Genomic DNA, 15,272 nt, shown 5'->3' with positions numbered 1-15,272 from the left:
GAAAATGAAATACCAAACTTTTAATGAAGAGATCATCCGCCTAGTAGGTGGGAAAGAAAATATCCAGGCTGTCGTTCACTGTATGACACGTTTACGTTTTACGTTGAATGATCGCTCAAAAGCTAAGACAGAGGAATTAAAAGCACTTGATGGTGTAATCGACGTAGTCTCTAATAATGTCGCGTATCAAATCATCATTGGAACACATGTTAATGAAGTGCATGCTGAATTGATCAGTATGTTGGGGATTTCACCAACTTCAACTGAAGAAACAGAAGTAAAAGAGAAGAAAAATCCGTTGAAAGCAGCGATGGATTTGCTCTCAGAAACAATGACACCTGTAATCGAGCCGATCATTGCTTCTGGATTACTTGCCGGTTTCCTATCATTATTTTCAATTACAGGACTCATTTCTGCAGATAGTCCAACGTATCAATTATTAGATTCAATTCGTTCAGCAGTATTTTTCTTTTTACCGATTTTTATCGCAATGTCTTGTGCAAAACGTTTGAAAGCAAGTCCATATTTAGCAGTGGCTTTAGCAGCAACGTTGGTATCAAGCTCAATCAATGATGTAGCTGGATTGAGTATTTTTGGGATTCAATTACCACAAATGGTTTACGCGAACTCATTTATTCCGATTATTTTAGCCGTTTGGTTTATGGGACAATTAACCGTTTTACTGAAAAAATATGTGCCTAAATTTTTACAGTATTTTTTAAATCCATTATTAATCATGGTGATTTGTTTGCCTGTGACATTATTGATTTTTGGTCCAATCGGTATTTGGATCGGTGACGGTATTGGCTGGTTCTTTGAAGTTCTTCATAATACTTTTGGCAGTTGGATTGTTGTAATGCTGTATGCAGCGTTTCAGCCATTCTTGATCATGTTAGGTGCAGGAAACTTTATGATGCCATTAGCATTGAACTTTGTTAATAAAATGGGCTATGACCCGATTTTCTTAGCAGCAGCAACAATTTCTGATTTAGCTGTATCTGGCGCAATGTTAGGATACTTTTTAAGAGCGAAAGATTCTAAACAAAAACAATTATTTGGAACAGTCAGCTTTAGTGCTTTAATGGGTGTGACAGAACCTGCGATTTATGGTGCGTTTATTAAATTTAGAAGACCGTTCATTGCCGTTATGATCGGTGGTGGTCTAGGTGGTTTATTTGCTGGTTTAATGAATGTCAAAACGTACTCTATTGTTTGGGGATTGATGGGATTACCATCGTATGCTGATAATCAAGATTTCTCAAATTTAGTTTTCATGATCATTAGTGTAGTGATTGGCTTTGTTGCAGCAGCAGTTTCGGCCTATATCTTAGGAATTCCGCAAGAGGAAAAAGAAAACAAAAAAAATAAAAAAGAGGAAGAAACGACCGAAAAAACGAGTGAATTAAGAAAAGTTCCATTAGCTTCAGTTGTTGCAGGAAAACTAGTTCCATTAGCTGAAATCAAAGATCAAGCATTCTCAACAGGTGCTTTAGGAAAAGGCTTAGGAATCATTCCAACAAGCAATTCAATAGTTGCACCAGTTTCAGGTGAAATTTCTGCTGTGTTCCCAACAAAACATGCAATCGGAATTAAAACAGAAGAAGGAATAGAAGTGTTGATTCATATTGGAATCGATACCGTTGAACTGGATGGAAAGCACTTTGATACGATTGTCAAACAAGGTGATGAAGTCAAACAAGGGCAATTGTTATCAACTGTTGATTTTGAAGGGATACAAAAAGATGGTTATGATCCAACTGTGATCGTGGTTATTACAAATACAATGGATTACTTAGATGTCATCGCAGCAACAAATGAAAATTTAGTAGCAGATGATGAGTGTTTGACGGTCATTTTATAAGAATAGATAAGCGTTCGTTCTTTTACGAACAGATCAAGGAGGTACGTTAATGAAAAATAATGAGTTTTTATGGGGTGGCAGCATTGCTGCTCACCAATGTGAAGGTGCTTGGGACAAAGATGGTAAAGGTGTTGCTATCATGGATCTTGTTACGCAAGGCACGTACGAAACACCGCGTGAGATTTGCCAAACCATTGAATCAGGAAAATATTATCCATCTCATGAGGGCATTGATTTTTATCATCGATACAAAGAAGATATTGCACTATTTGCCGAGATGGGGTTTAAAGCGTTACGTATTTCAATTGACTGGTCAAGAATTTATCCTAAAGGGGATGAACAAGAGCCAAATCAATTAGGAATTCAATTTTATCAAAATGTTGTTGAAGAGTTGCTTAACAATAATATTGAGCCGATCGTGACATTATATCATTTTGAGATGCCTGTTCACTTAGTCAGAGAATATGGCTCATGGACGAATCCTAAGGTAATCGACTTCTATTTAAACTATTGCAAAACCATGTTTGAAGCGTTGAAAGGAAAAGTACGTTACTGGGTAACGTTTAACGAAATGAATCATATCGATCCGCAAACAGAAGCATCAGATATTTTCACGTACATTATTGCAGGATTGAAATATACAGAGATGGAAAATAAAAAACAAACACTAGCAACGATTAGTTATAATATGACATTGGCTAGCGTAAAAGCTGTTAAGTTAGCGCGTTTAGTTGATCCTACCAATCAAGTCGGATGTGTGTTTGGTTTAACACCAGCGTATCCTTTAAATTGTGATCCGCAAAATGTTATGAACTCATTGAAAGAAACAGATCGTGAATTTTATCAAATAGATGCTATGTGTATGGGGAAATTTCCAGAATACAAATTGAAAGAATACCAAGTACAAGGAATTGACTTGAAGGTTTCAAAAGAAGATCAGTTAGCTTTTAAAGACGGAAAATTAGACTTTATCGGCTTGAATTATTATTCTTCCAGTGTGGCACATTATGAAGGCGATGAGAACAATGAGGAAACCTTGTTCGGCGGAGTTCAGAATCCTTATTTAGAGCAAAGTAAATGGGGATGGGCAATCGATCCTACTGGGCTAAGATATTTGCTAAACTATGTATACAGAAGATATGGATTGCCAATTATTATTACGGAAAATGGCTTAGGCGCTGTTGATCAAATGAATTCAGATGGAGTAGTCGAAGATGACTATCGAATTGAATATGTACAAAAACATTTGGAACAGATGGAAAAAGCAATCGTTGAAGATTATGTCGAATGTTTTGGTTACTTGATGTGGGGACCGATTGACTTGGTCAGTGCAACGACTGGAGAAATGAAAAAACGATACGGTTTTATCTATGTTGATAAAAATGATGATCAAACGGGGACATTAACAAGGTCAAAGAAAAAATCTTTTGACTGGTATCAAGAAATCATTAAAAACAACCCAACCTTTACTAGCTAAAAAGGGTAAGAGAACAGGCTATGCTAAAACAAGAAATGTTTTAGCATAGCCTGTTTATTATTTCATAAATCACTTGATACTTTATCAGAACTAGTACCAAGTCTTACTTTCATCAACTGAAGAATCAGTCCTAGCTTTGAGTTGCTAGAAGAAATAAAGTAAGGAATTAAAGAATATGAAAAAAACTAAAAAACTACATTTAAAAAAACAAATAGTAACGATTGAGAAAAAAATGTGTTTAGAATGTTCCGAAACTAAAAGGAAGAGATACTTCTAATTTTTAGGAAATGCTAAAATACTGCTATCAAAAGGATAGATAGGCAGAGTATATACATAGAAATAAGTGTAAAATATAAAAAAAAAATATTTATCTAAATTATTTTTTTGAGAAGGAAAGAAAAGATTAAAATAATAAAAATGGTTGGTATCTTTAGGCTGGATACTCTAGTATTATTAATAACAGTAGTAATTGTTTGCATGACAGTTGAATGTAGTTATGGTTGTTTAACTGGAAAAGGAGGTTGATAATGAAAAATAATTAGGTTGGTAGATATTGGTTAAAATAAGGAATAGTTTAGAAGAAAATTTATTTGGTAGGTTTAAGTATTTTGCTATGGTATATGTAAAAAAGGTAGAGGGAAGAATGAAAAATAAGAGGTGAAAGTAAGTAAGTTACTCAACTTTATTTTTAGAAATGAGTGTTGTATTTTTCTTGTTCTTTGTAGGAACAAGAAATGAGAAAATGAAATTTTGATGAATAAAAAATGTTGGTTTTAGAAACAGTCTTATTCGCTCAACACCTAGTATTGTACTATTTTAGTATGTTCAATGTCAATAGGTATTGGTGTAATTGGTTTTATAAAAAAAAATCTTAATCTCTTATGTTATTAAAAAACATTCATAATGTTAAATTTCAGCGGACACGAAAACATTTAAAAGGAAATGTATTTCGCCATTTTGATATTTTATGAGTGACTAATTCTTCCCTAAAAATTGGGAATACGTATTTTAAGTTGATAAAAAGCTGAAAAATCAATGATTTGAGCATTTTATTTCAACGCCGTCAAATACGCCGTCACAAAACAAAAATGAGAGAGGGATTTTCAGCATGGCAAAAAGAGGAGAAAACATATATAAGAGAAAAGATGGTCGCTGGGAAGGCCGCTATATAAAAGGACGGAAAATGGACGGGAGAATCCGTTATGGGTATATTTACTCAAGAAAATATTTAGATGTGAAACATAAATTAATGATGCTAAAAGCAGACACATTAAGAGAACCGGAATTTCAGTCACTATATACTGGAACACTGAAAGAGTGGTTTGAAATTTGGCTTGATACAATCGTTAAAACAAAAGTTAAATTAAGTACGTATAATAGTTACAAAAGTAAAATTGAACTGCATATTTTACCCAGTATAGGCGCGATACGGTTAAATGAATTAGCACCAACAGACGTAGATCAATGGATTTTAAAATTAAGTTTAACATTGTCCCCAAATTCTGTTCACGCAGTTTATCGTGTTTTAAAAAATGGTCTATCTCAAGCGGTTCAACAAGATGTATTAAAAAAAAATCCTGCGTTAAACATCGATTTGCCAAAATTAGAAAAACAAAGAGTCCGAGCTTTTTCATTGGAACAACAAAAAAAAATCAAGGAAGCTGTGAGTACAGATGAAAAGTACTTGCCGATTATGTTAGCTTTAGAAACAGGTATGAGAATCGGTGAAATCAGTGCATTGCGGTGGACCGACATCAATTTTTCTGAAAAAACAATCCATATTCAGCGAACGCTGCAACGTTTGCAAGTGGATATAGGAAAAACTGCTTTAGTTGAAGGAACACCAAAAACATTTCAATCAGAACGAATATTACCTTTGTCAAACCAACTAGAAGTTTACTTGAGGACTATCAAGAAATCTTCAAAAAGTTTATATGTTGTTGGCCTAGATGATTCTTGTACTGAACCTCGAACGATTACGTATCGTTTTAAAAAACTTTTAGAACAACTTCAAATAACACAATTACCCTTTCATGCTCTGAGACATACGTTTGCAACCCGCTGTTTAGAGTTGGGCGTAAACATTGCTACAATAAGTTCAATGCTAGGACACACATCAACTAAAATGACATTAGATATTTATACAAATTCTTTTATGAAAGACGAGCGGGAAGCTATTGAAAAAATTTCGACTATTTAGATCGATTATTTATTCTAATAAAAAAACATAATGAATGAAGGTCACTTGATAAATTCAAGTGGCTTTTATTGTGCTTGTTTTTCGCTTGAGATATCAACTTTAACCGTCAACAAAGCCGTCAAAAACAATATTAAGTGTATAGAATCAATAACAAAAAACCATTTCTTGTTCCTACAAAAAAGAAGAAATGGAAAACTAATAGGATATAGCTTAATCTAATATGTTATGTATTATATTATATGTATTTTTTTGGCTGTGTCCATTATTTTACTTTGCGTGAGTACTAATTCAAATTGGTATTTAACAAAAAAATTATTATTATGGAGGTAATGGTTCATGAAAAGTAACAAAAAATTCAGAAAAGACGATTTAAGTCCTGAAAACAACACGAAGAAAATCTACAAAATGTACAAGAGAAAAAAACAGTGGGTGGTAGCACCTGTATTAATTGGATTATTACTTAATGCATTCAGTCCTGTTGCAGCATTTGCAGTAACTGAGATTGAACAAGCGAATGCTGAAATGGCTCAATCAAGAGTAGTGGATGAGGAAGTTCAAAAATTAATAACTCAAGCGATTACTAATATTCAAGAATTAGTTTCTTTAAAACCAGATGAAAAAACAACATATGTTAAAGAGGTTAAGGAGGCTGAAGATAAAACAACAGTTGACAGCATTTTAGTGCAAGCTTATCAAGCAGATATTGCACAACAAGCTATCAATATTGAGACCGAATATATTGCAAAAATTGATGGACTAAGTTCGTTAAAAGAAGATGATCGTGAGACGCATAAAACCTCAGTGATTAACAAACTTGACTTAGAGACACTAAAATCAACATTTAATCAACTTACTGATCCTACGAAATACGGAGAGGCGAAAAAAGCCTTTGAAACAAGCTTACTTGCGAACAAATTAGAAGCAGACAAAATTGTAGAAACTGTTAAAGCGGAGAATGAAGCGTTAGCGAATCTTCCTAAATACAAAGAGCAACAGAAAAAAATTATTGCCGATATGACTTATTTATCTGCTATAGAAAAAGACAACTATACTACAAAAATTACAAATGCGGAAAATAAACAAGCTGTTGACAAGGTAGTAGATGAAGCGCAAGCTGCTAACAACGAGGTATTAACAGGTTTAGTTAACGAAAAAGCAAGAGAATTGGAAGAAAAATTAACATTATCTTCTCTAGCTGAGAACATAAAGGCTAATTTCACTAAGAGTATTAACGAAATTAAAGACAAACAAGATAAAATCGATGCGGATCTAGTAGAATTAGCTACTATCTCTTCAGACATAGATAAAGCCATTGCAGACAACACATCTGCAGAGCTAAGTGCACAAAAAAATGATGTAAAAGCACAAATTACTAAAGCAGCAGAAAAGTTTGTTAAACAAGCTGATGTAAAACGATTCCACAATAAAGTAGATGCTGCGACGACCAAAGAAGCTGTGGAAGCTGTTAAGAAGGAATGGGATCAATTCCTTGCAGTTGAAACAATCAAACAACAAGAGAACCTAAAAAAGGCCCAAGAAGAAGCAACAAAACAAATAGACTTATTAGGTTTAGAAGATGAGACGACTAAAACAAATTATATAGCACATATTAGCGTGGCCACTAGTCCAGAAGAAGTAGCTGGAATTTTAGCTGAAGCACAAGCAGTTAAGAAACAAGAACTGGTTGCTCTAGTAGCTGTCCAAGAGGCCGCAGTCAAAGAAATTCAAGCTCTTTCCAATCTAACTAATGAGGAGAAGGCGAAATATGTTGAGGAAATCAATAAGACTATAACGTCTAAATCAGTAAAAGAAACGTTAGATAGTGCAAAATCTGCAGATAAACTTCAAGAAGTTGTTAAAGCTAAAGTAGCTGCACTTAAAGAGCTTGATACGCTAGAACTACCCACTGAAAAAGAAACTTATATTGAGGAAATCACTGCAGTAGAGAATCAGGATCCAAATGCATTAAAACAAATTGACGATATTATGGCACAAGCAACGAAAAAAAGTGATATTAACAAAATCAACGCTGCAGACTTATCTGATGCAAAAACAATTGCAGCAAATGCAGTCAAAAAACTTGATGAGTTAACGGCAAGTCAAGTAACTGCAGCATTGAAATCCATTAATGAAGCTAAAAACGTTACCGATGTCGCAAAAGCATTGGACACTGCTTCAGAATTGAACGATATAAATAAAGGCGTAAAAAATAAAGCGGCAGAACTTTTAGATGCAAAAAATAAAGCCAAAGAAGCAATCGATGCAATGGAATATCTTTCAGTAGCAGCAAAAGAAGGCTATAAAGCTGAAGTTAATGCTCAAACAGAAATTGGACCGATTGAAGTTATTCAAGGTAAAGCAGATAAAGCAAATAAGACCATCAAAGAGAAACAAAATGAGATTCAAGCAGCTAAAGTTGCTGTAGTAACTATGATCAATCAGGCGCCAGAATTGACGGTAGCCGAGAAATTACAATTTTCAAATCAAGTATTCAAATGTTCAACTGAGGCAGAAGTGGATATCATCAAGAGTAAAGTCAGCCAACTGATTAATGATCGCAAGGTTGCAGCAGCCAAAGAGGCAGATGCAATTGCAACGATTAATAAAGCAATTTCTGATTTAGAAAAAGAAGGATTAGACTCTTCACAAGTAAGGGCATATCAAGATAAAATTAAGCTTTTATCTAAAAAAGAAGATATGGTTGCAGTTTACGAAGAAGCCAAAGCCGAAACAGTCAAGATTCATGATAAAAAATTAATAGTTACTATTGATTCATTAATTGCGTCTGGTTCATATGTACAAGCGCAAGAATCAATTGATAAATTAAAATCAGATAATACTCGTAAACAATATCAAACGAAACTGAATAACAGTATTGCACTGTCAGAAGCAAAAGCTGCTGCAAATGAACAAATCGATGCTTTAGAGAATTTAACTGTAGAAGAAAAGAAAACTGCCAAAGAAGACATCGCTAAATTGACTACAAAAGCAGCAGTTGACAAGGCAGTTGAAAAGTTAGTAAAAGCAGATAATCTTGTTCATGATAAAACATTAATCGAATTAGCTGAAGCACAAATCAAATCGAAAGACTTTGATAAAGCCGCTAAAACAATTGAAAAAATTCGTGATGCAGATACAAAAGCTAAATTACAAAAACAATTAGAAGATGCTCAAAAAGTGGCACCAACAATCAAAGGAACTGGACATGTAAGTAAGATTGGTTGGCAAAAAACTGTTGCTATGAATGAAATCATTGGTACAACAGGTAGAAAACTTGCACTTGAAGCAGTTAAATTGAATTTAGCCGATGTGGATATGCCGGAATCAGCTAAGAAAATCGAAGGTGGTATTCAATATCGTGCTCACGTTCGTAATATTGGTTGGCAAGGATATAAGGCAAATGGTGCTTTAGCAGGTACAACAGGTAAATCATTACAAATGGAAGCCATCCAAATCCGATTAACAGGTGAATTAGCGAAAAGATATGATGTTCAATATCGTGCTCATTCTAAAGATAAAGGTTGGAGTAGCTATGTTTCAAATGGTGCAACTGCCGGAACAACTGGTAAGTCACTAAGAATGGAAGCTCTTCAAATTCGTTTAGTAGAAAAAAAATAATGAAGTACTCGTCTCGTTCATTATTTAGGTAATTCTTACAAACAAAAATAATAGTTTAATGTAAAGAAAGGGCACACTAAGCAGAAAAATTTCTGTCTAGTGTGCTTTTTTTTATTGTTATAGAAATAGCCTGATTCTTGATTCTTTCTGTGTACTAAAAACTGTTTCAAATAAAATTCTGTTATATAAAATATTGTTTTTTCTTATAAAATAAAGCTTTTTTAAGCAAATATATGTAATTTTATAAGTGAGAATGATAGACTAGGTTTGTTATTGGAATTATCAGAATCTTTTCAGATTTTATCGTGGAAGCACGTTTATAGATAACTGTTATGATGTGTAAAAAATTAGGCAGTGAGATAGGAGGAATAAAAATGTATTACGTCATTATGTCTTCCAAAGACATACGTCAAAATCTAGCAACAGAGCAGTATTTACTAAATCAGCGAGAGTTTGATGAGCCATTAGTTTTATTTTATATTCAAAAACCTTGTGTCATTGTTGGGCGTAATCAGAATGTACGGGCTGAAGTAGATTTAAATTATGCTAAAGAAAATCAGATTACTATTACGAGAAGATTATCTGGTGGTGGCGCAGTGTATGACGATTTAGGGAATTTAAGTTTTAGTTTTGTGGTCAATGCAGAGCATGAATCATTTGGGGATTTTAAACGATTCACTCAACCAATCATCGATGCGCTACATGAAATGGGTGCAGTCGGAGCACAGATCAGTGGACGTAATGATCTATTGATCGATGGGAAAAAATTCTCTGGAAATGCCATGTATACGAAAAATAAAAAGATGTATTCTCATGGTACATTAATGCTAGATGTTGATTTAAATGAAGTTAGTCGGGTCTTGACTGTCTCAGAAAAAAAGCTTGCCTCAAAAGGTACGAAATCAGTTAGAAGTCGTGTAACGAATCTCAAACCTTATTTGAACGAAGAATATCAAGCGATTTCTACCGAAGCATTTCGTGATCGGTTGTTATTACATCTGTTTGAGGCTGATACACTGGAGGAAATCAAGGAAAAAGAATACCATCTAACGAAAGAAGATAATGAGGCAATCGATCGACTAGTATCAGATATTTATGGGAATGATACTTGGATATTTGGTGAAGAACCTAAATATACAATCAAAAGAGAAGAGAAGTTCAAAGGTGGTCTGATAGAAGCCAATATTTCTGTAGAAAAAGGTCGAATTGCTGCACTTACAATATATGGTGATTATTTTAGCCAAAAAGATACAAAGGAAATAGAAAAACGGTTAGTTGGTTGTAAGTACGATCAAGAATCAATTAAAGAGGTATTATCTGAAATTACAGTAAGTGATTACTTTAGCAATGTTTCTAAAGCAGAATTTGTTGAGTTGTTGGTTGATTAAGTTGGAGGAAATAAAATGATTACGTTTGAACATGTTTCAAAGAATTATAGCCATAATGGGTCTATCATCAAGGCGTTGGATAACGTTGAATTGAAAATCAATGAACAGGAAGTATTCGGAGTAATTGGAGAAAGCGGCTCTGGAAAATCGACTTTGTTGCGGATGATTAATACTTTAGAATATCCGAGTGAAGGGCAAGTCAAGGTTGCAGGAGTTGATTTAATGCAGCGAAACGAAACTGAACAACGACAAAATCGAAAACAAATCGGGATGATTTTTCAACAATTCAACTTACTGTACAATCAAACGGTTAAAGAAAATATCGGACTTCCGTTACATCTGAATAAAAGCTACGATCAAAAACGAGTGGAAGAAGTGTTGAACTTTGTACGATTAGGAGAAAAAGGAATGCATTATCCAAGTCAACTAAGTGGGGGCGAAAAACAACGCGTGGGAATTGCGCGTGCATTGATCACACAGCCAAAAATTTTACTTTGTGATGAACCAACCTCTGCATTAGATGGGCAAAATGCTTATGATGTCATGGAATTATTGAGAAAAATAAATCGAACCTTCGGAACAACGATGGTTATTGTGAGTCATGAGCTAAATCTGATCAAACAATTGTGTGATCGAACAGCGATTTTAGAAAACGGAAAGGTACTGGAAACTTTGGCTATTCAAAAAGAGCAACAACAGCAAAGGTTCGGTTCTTATTATGAACGTGTACGGGAGAATTTAGGATGATGACAGCATATATAGAAAAAATTAGTTATTATCTTCCGGAGTTGAATAAGGCCTTAGCAGAAAGTGGCAAGATGATTTTACTTTCAATTTTGGCCGCAATCGTATTCGGTTTGCCTATCGGAACGTTTGTCTATCTATCAAAGAAAATACCGAATAGATCCAATCGTTGGATAGGTGTCTTGTTAAATGGGTATATCAATATCGTCCGGTCATTTCCATTTTTATTATTTGTTGTCGCGCTGATTCCCTTCACACGTTTGGTATTAGGAACAGCATTTGGAACCTATGCAGCTGCATTACCTTTGAGTTTTGTAGCGGTTGCTTTATACGCCAGGTTAGTTGAACAGGTTCTTTTGGAAATACCAAACGAGATTTTAGAACTTGCTCGATCTTTAGGGTGTACAAAATATCAGTTGATTTTTCGTTTTCTCTATATTGAAGCAAGATCAGGACTAGTCTTGTCGTTGACATCGGTCATTATTAGCATGGTTTCATATTCTACAGTCATGGGTGTGATTGGTGGTGGCGGAATTGGTGATTTTGCATTGCGTTATGGTTATCAGCGATACGAGTATGAGGTGATGTACACAGCAATCGTTCTCATGATCCTTTTTGTAAGTTTTATCCAAATCAGTGGTAGTAAAATAGCTAAAAAAATAAATAAAAAATAGTAGTTAGGAGCAAAAACATGAAAAAGAAATTATTGATCAGTATGTTAGTCGTAGCGGGGATGGTCGTTGTAGGATGTAACGGTCAAAAAAAAGCCGCTGACACAGAAAAAAAAGAAGATAAGGTGATCAAAGTTGCTTCCCATATCCCATCAACTGTTGAAGTTGTTGAATTGGCAGGTAAAAACATCGAAAATGGTTATAAAGTAGAGTTAGTGCAAGTCAATGACAACATTCAATACAATGAATTATTGAATGCTAAAGAAATTGATGCCAACTTTGCACAACATGAGCCTTTCATGCAAAAATTTAATGAAGAAAAAAAAGGAAATTTAGTTGTCGTTCAAAAAATATATAATGCTAAAGTTGGATTTTATTCAAAAGAATATAAAGATATTAAAGACCTTCCAGAAGGGGCAAAAATAGCTTTACCAAGTGACGTTTCGAATGAGGGACGTGCGTTAGCTATTTTGGATGATGCTGGTTTGATTGAATTGAAAGATGGAGTAGGGTTTAACGGAACAATCAAAGATATTGTTGCAAATCCTAAAAATTTCGAGTGGGTTTCTGTGGATCTATTAAACTTAGCGGAAGCTTATAATGAAAAAGATATCGCCATGATTTACAATTATCCAACCTACATTGCGAAAATTGGTTTAACACCCCAAGATGCGATTTTACTGGAACAAAAAGTAGATGATCGGTTTGCTATTAGTTTAGTTGCTAGGGAAGATAATCAAGATTCAGATAAAATCAAAGCATTGAAAAAAGCAATGACCAGCGATGAAGTACGTGAGTTGTTAGAAACAAAATACAGTGAAACATTGACGCCAGCATTTTAGAAAATAGAAATTAAAAGAGGGACAAACTTAGCTTTCTAAGTTTGTCCCTCTTTTAAATTAACCCATAATATTGTTATTTTCAGTAGCAATTTCTATTTCTTTAGCGTAATGATCTATGTTGGTTTGATAATGGTCTATAGATGTAAGATCATGTTCAATATGCCCCAAGCGTGTATTTAATTCTTCTATTTTCACTAGGGTTTTTTGTAAAACATCTAACATACGTTCATCTGTACTCATGTTGATCCTCCTTTATTTGGCTGGTAATTCTTTAAAATCCGTTTCTTTTGTCCGATAGAATAATGCGTAAAGTATGATACAAACAACAGGTATAACACTTGCAACTAAATATAAACCTGAGAATGAGGTAAAGCTGCGTAGCTCACCTAGTAGATAGGGCCCAACCCCTAATCCTAGATCTAAACCAATAAAGTAAGTAGATAAAGCAATTCCGATACGGTGACTGTTTGGACTGACCTTTAAGCAAATCGCTTGTCCGTTAGACATGAAAGTCCCGTAACCTAGCCCAATCAATCCTCCTGAAACCAATAACATCCAACTGTTAGTCGTCATGCTTAGTAAAAGTAAACCAGTTGTTAAAAAAATGAAACTAGGATACATAACCGCATTTTCTCCATGTGCATCAAAAATTCGACCAGATAAAGGACGCGTAGCTGTAATCACTAAAGCATAAACAACAAAGAAAAATGAACTTGCACTAACAAGGTCGATTGCTTTAGCGTAAGAAGAAAGAAATGATAGAACACTTGAATACGAAAGACCCATTAAAAAGGCGATAAATGAAATAAATAAGACTTTCTTTTCAATAAAACTATCAACACTCCAACGAGCTAAACTTGCTTTATGTTCAGGACTTAATTGAATATTTTTGACTGGGAAAATAAAACAAGCAATTGTTGTAAGTAAAATGAGAATGATTGAGAATAAAATAATAAAATAAAAACTCATCGTATTTAATAAAATCATTCCAATAAATGGACCGATAGCTGCCGCTAAGCTTGTGCTTAAACCATAATAATTGATTCCTTCACCATGTTTTGATTTTGGAATATAGGCAGTTACAATAGCATTTGTTGCAGTTGAGACAGTTCCGTACCCAAATCCATTCAATAAACGAACTAGATAAAGAATCCCAATACTTGGAATATATAGGTAAGCGATTGTAGTAATAAGATAAAATAAGGCGCCATATCTAAGTACCGCTTTTCGACCAATCAATTCCAATAATTTACCCATAAATAATCTGGCAAACAAGGTTCCGATAATGTAGATCCCAGAAGCAAGACCCGCTTGGCCTAATGACGCATGGAGCGTATCCTGAGCTATCACAGCGATGATGACCATCAATAAGTAATAAACAAGATAAACCACAAAATTGATCAAGGTAATGCTAATAAATCCTTTGTTAAATAACTTCTCTTCCGACTGCTCCGACATTGTTGATAATTCCTTCTTTCGTTGTTTTTAATACTATTTATTGAAAGTCCAAAAAGTTTTCTGAAATTTCTCTGTATGTGTTACTATACAAAAAAAAGACCCATAAAAAATGCGGATTTGTATTAAAAAAAAGATAATAACAAAAAAAGATGACAAAAGTCATATACATTTGTTGTTGCTTTTAGATGTGTTATCATCTTAAATAAGAATAGAAAATGTTCAACAAATGAAGAGGAGTTACTAAATGGACAGCCATGTGCTACAAGAATACTTAGATGACCATTCATTTCCAATAGTGGTTAAGAAAAAAAGAACCTATCTTACATACGAAGGGTTGCAAGATCGTTATGCCTATATTCTAAAAAGTGGCATAATTAAAACAAGTGTCATTTCGCCAGACGGACGAGAATTTAATCTGCGCTATATCAACAGTCTGGAAATTGTTTCCCTTTTGAGAGATGAATATTCTCAATTTATCGATGCACCTTTTAATATTCGAATTGAATCAGAGCAAGCTGAATTGTATCAGATCGATCGTGTTCAGTTTTGGAAGGATATCAATCAAAGTAAAGAGCTACAGATGTATGTGAAAGATTATTACCGTGTTCGTTTGATGTATTCGATGAAAAAGATGCAACAAATGTTGATGAACGGGAAGTTTGGTGCGGTTTGTACACAAATCTATGAGCTATATGATACATTTGGAGTTCAGATTGAAGATGGTTTGTTGATTGATTTTGTGGTGACAAATGAAGAAATCGCTCATTTTTGTGGAATCACTTCCGCTAGTAGTGTTAATCGGATGATGCAACAGTTGAAAGATCTCGGTGCGATTAGAATCCAGGATCGGAAGATTGTGATTACGGATTTAGATGTTTTGAAGGACAATATTATTTTGTAGAGAGACGTATAGGATAGTCCGATTTTGGTGCGTCCGCTGCCTATCTCGAATTGTACTATAGCCAATTACACAGTATAATGATGATATAAAAATCAAGAAAGAAGGAATCGAT

At 34.2% G+C, this 15,272-nt stretch carries 11 protein-coding genes; 9 read left to right on the top strand and 2 right to left on the bottom strand.

The annotated features are described in order from the left end of the window. Positions 1–4 precede the first annotated feature (4 nt). From I586_RS10680 to I586_RS10645, 8 genes are all read left to right on the top strand, one after another. Positions 5–1,861 (top strand): beta-glucoside-specific PTS transporter subunit IIABC, encoded by a 1,857-nt coding sequence (locus I586_RS10680; protein ID WP_010766167.1) that lies wholly within the window; start codon positions 5–7, stop codon positions 1,859–1,861. Positions 1,862–1,910: 49 nt separating this feature from the next. Further along, a complete protein-coding gene (locus I586_RS10675) occupies positions 1,911–3,338 on the top strand; it encodes a family 1 glycosylhydrolase (RefSeq protein ID WP_010766166.1) in 1,428 nt (475 codons plus the stop codon). A gap of 1,108 nt (positions 3,339–4,446) precedes the next feature. Further along, entirely contained in the window at positions 4,447–5,538 is a 1,092-nt protein-coding gene (locus I586_RS10670; protein WP_010766165.1) for a tyrosine-type recombinase/integrase, read from the top strand. 336 nt (positions 5,539–5,874) lie between these two features. Beyond that, the gene (locus I586_RS10665) at positions 5,875–9,156 is read left to right on the top strand and encodes a KxYKxGKxW signal peptide domain-containing protein (RefSeq protein ID WP_010766164.1); all 3,282 of its coding nucleotides are present in this window, start codon (positions 5,875–5,877) and stop codon (positions 9,154–9,156) included. A gap of 374 nt (positions 9,157–9,530) precedes the next feature. Further along, on the top strand, positions 9,531–10,544 hold the full coding sequence (gene lplA / locus I586_RS10660; RefSeq protein WP_010766163.1) for a lipoate--protein ligase: 1,014 nt from the start codon (positions 9,531–9,533) through the stop codon (positions 10,542–10,544). A gap of 15 nt (positions 10,545–10,559) precedes the next feature. After that, positions 10,560–11,291, top strand: a complete 732-nt coding sequence (locus tag I586_RS10655) for a methionine ABC transporter ATP-binding protein (protein ID WP_010766162.1) — start codon at positions 10,560–10,562, stop codon at positions 11,289–11,291. After that, positions 11,288–11,962, top strand: a complete 675-nt coding sequence (locus I586_RS10650) for a methionine ABC transporter permease (protein WP_010766161.1) — start codon at positions 11,288–11,290, stop codon at positions 11,960–11,962. The genes I586_RS10655 and I586_RS10650 overlap by 4 nt, the downstream gene beginning before the upstream one ends. A 17-nt stretch (positions 11,963–11,979) precedes the next feature. Continuing rightward, positions 11,980–12,801: a MetQ/NlpA family ABC transporter substrate-binding protein gene (locus tag I586_RS10645; protein ID WP_010766160.1), complete on the top strand. Its 822-nt coding sequence runs from the start codon at positions 11,980–11,982 to the stop codon at positions 12,799–12,801. 57 nt (positions 12,802–12,858) lie between these two features. Here the strand turns inward: I586_RS10645 and I586_RS10640 are convergent, their stop codons facing one another. Together I586_RS10640 and I586_RS10635 are read right to left on the bottom strand one after the other, a co-directional pair. Then, positions 12,859–13,041, bottom strand: coding sequence for a hypothetical protein (locus I586_RS10640; protein ID WP_010766159.1), 183 nt, complete (start codon positions 13,039–13,041; stop codon positions 12,859–12,861). Between the two features lie 12 nt (positions 13,042–13,053). Beyond that, positions 13,054–14,259 carry an MFS transporter gene (locus tag I586_RS10635; protein ID WP_010766158.1) on the bottom strand — a complete coding sequence of 402 codons (1,206 nt, stop codon included), beginning with the start codon at positions 14,257–14,259 and terminating at the stop codon, positions 13,054–13,056. A gap of 244 nt (positions 14,260–14,503) precedes the next feature. Here I586_RS10635 and I586_RS10630 point away from each other — a divergent pair, with 244 nt between their 5' ends. Next, entirely contained in the window at positions 14,504–15,160 is a 657-nt protein-coding gene (locus I586_RS10630; RefSeq protein ID WP_010766157.1) for a Crp/Fnr family transcriptional regulator, read from the top strand. The last annotated feature ends 112 nt before the right edge of the window (positions 15,161–15,272 follow it).

This window comes from Enterococcus moraviensis ATCC BAA-383, assembly GCF_000407445.1.
Lineage (GTDB): Bacteria > Bacillota > Bacilli > Lactobacillales > Enterococcaceae > Enterococcus_L > Enterococcus_L moraviensis.
The sequence above is the reverse complement of the archived record's forward strand: the minus strand, read 5'-3'. Positions and strand labels throughout refer to the sequence as shown.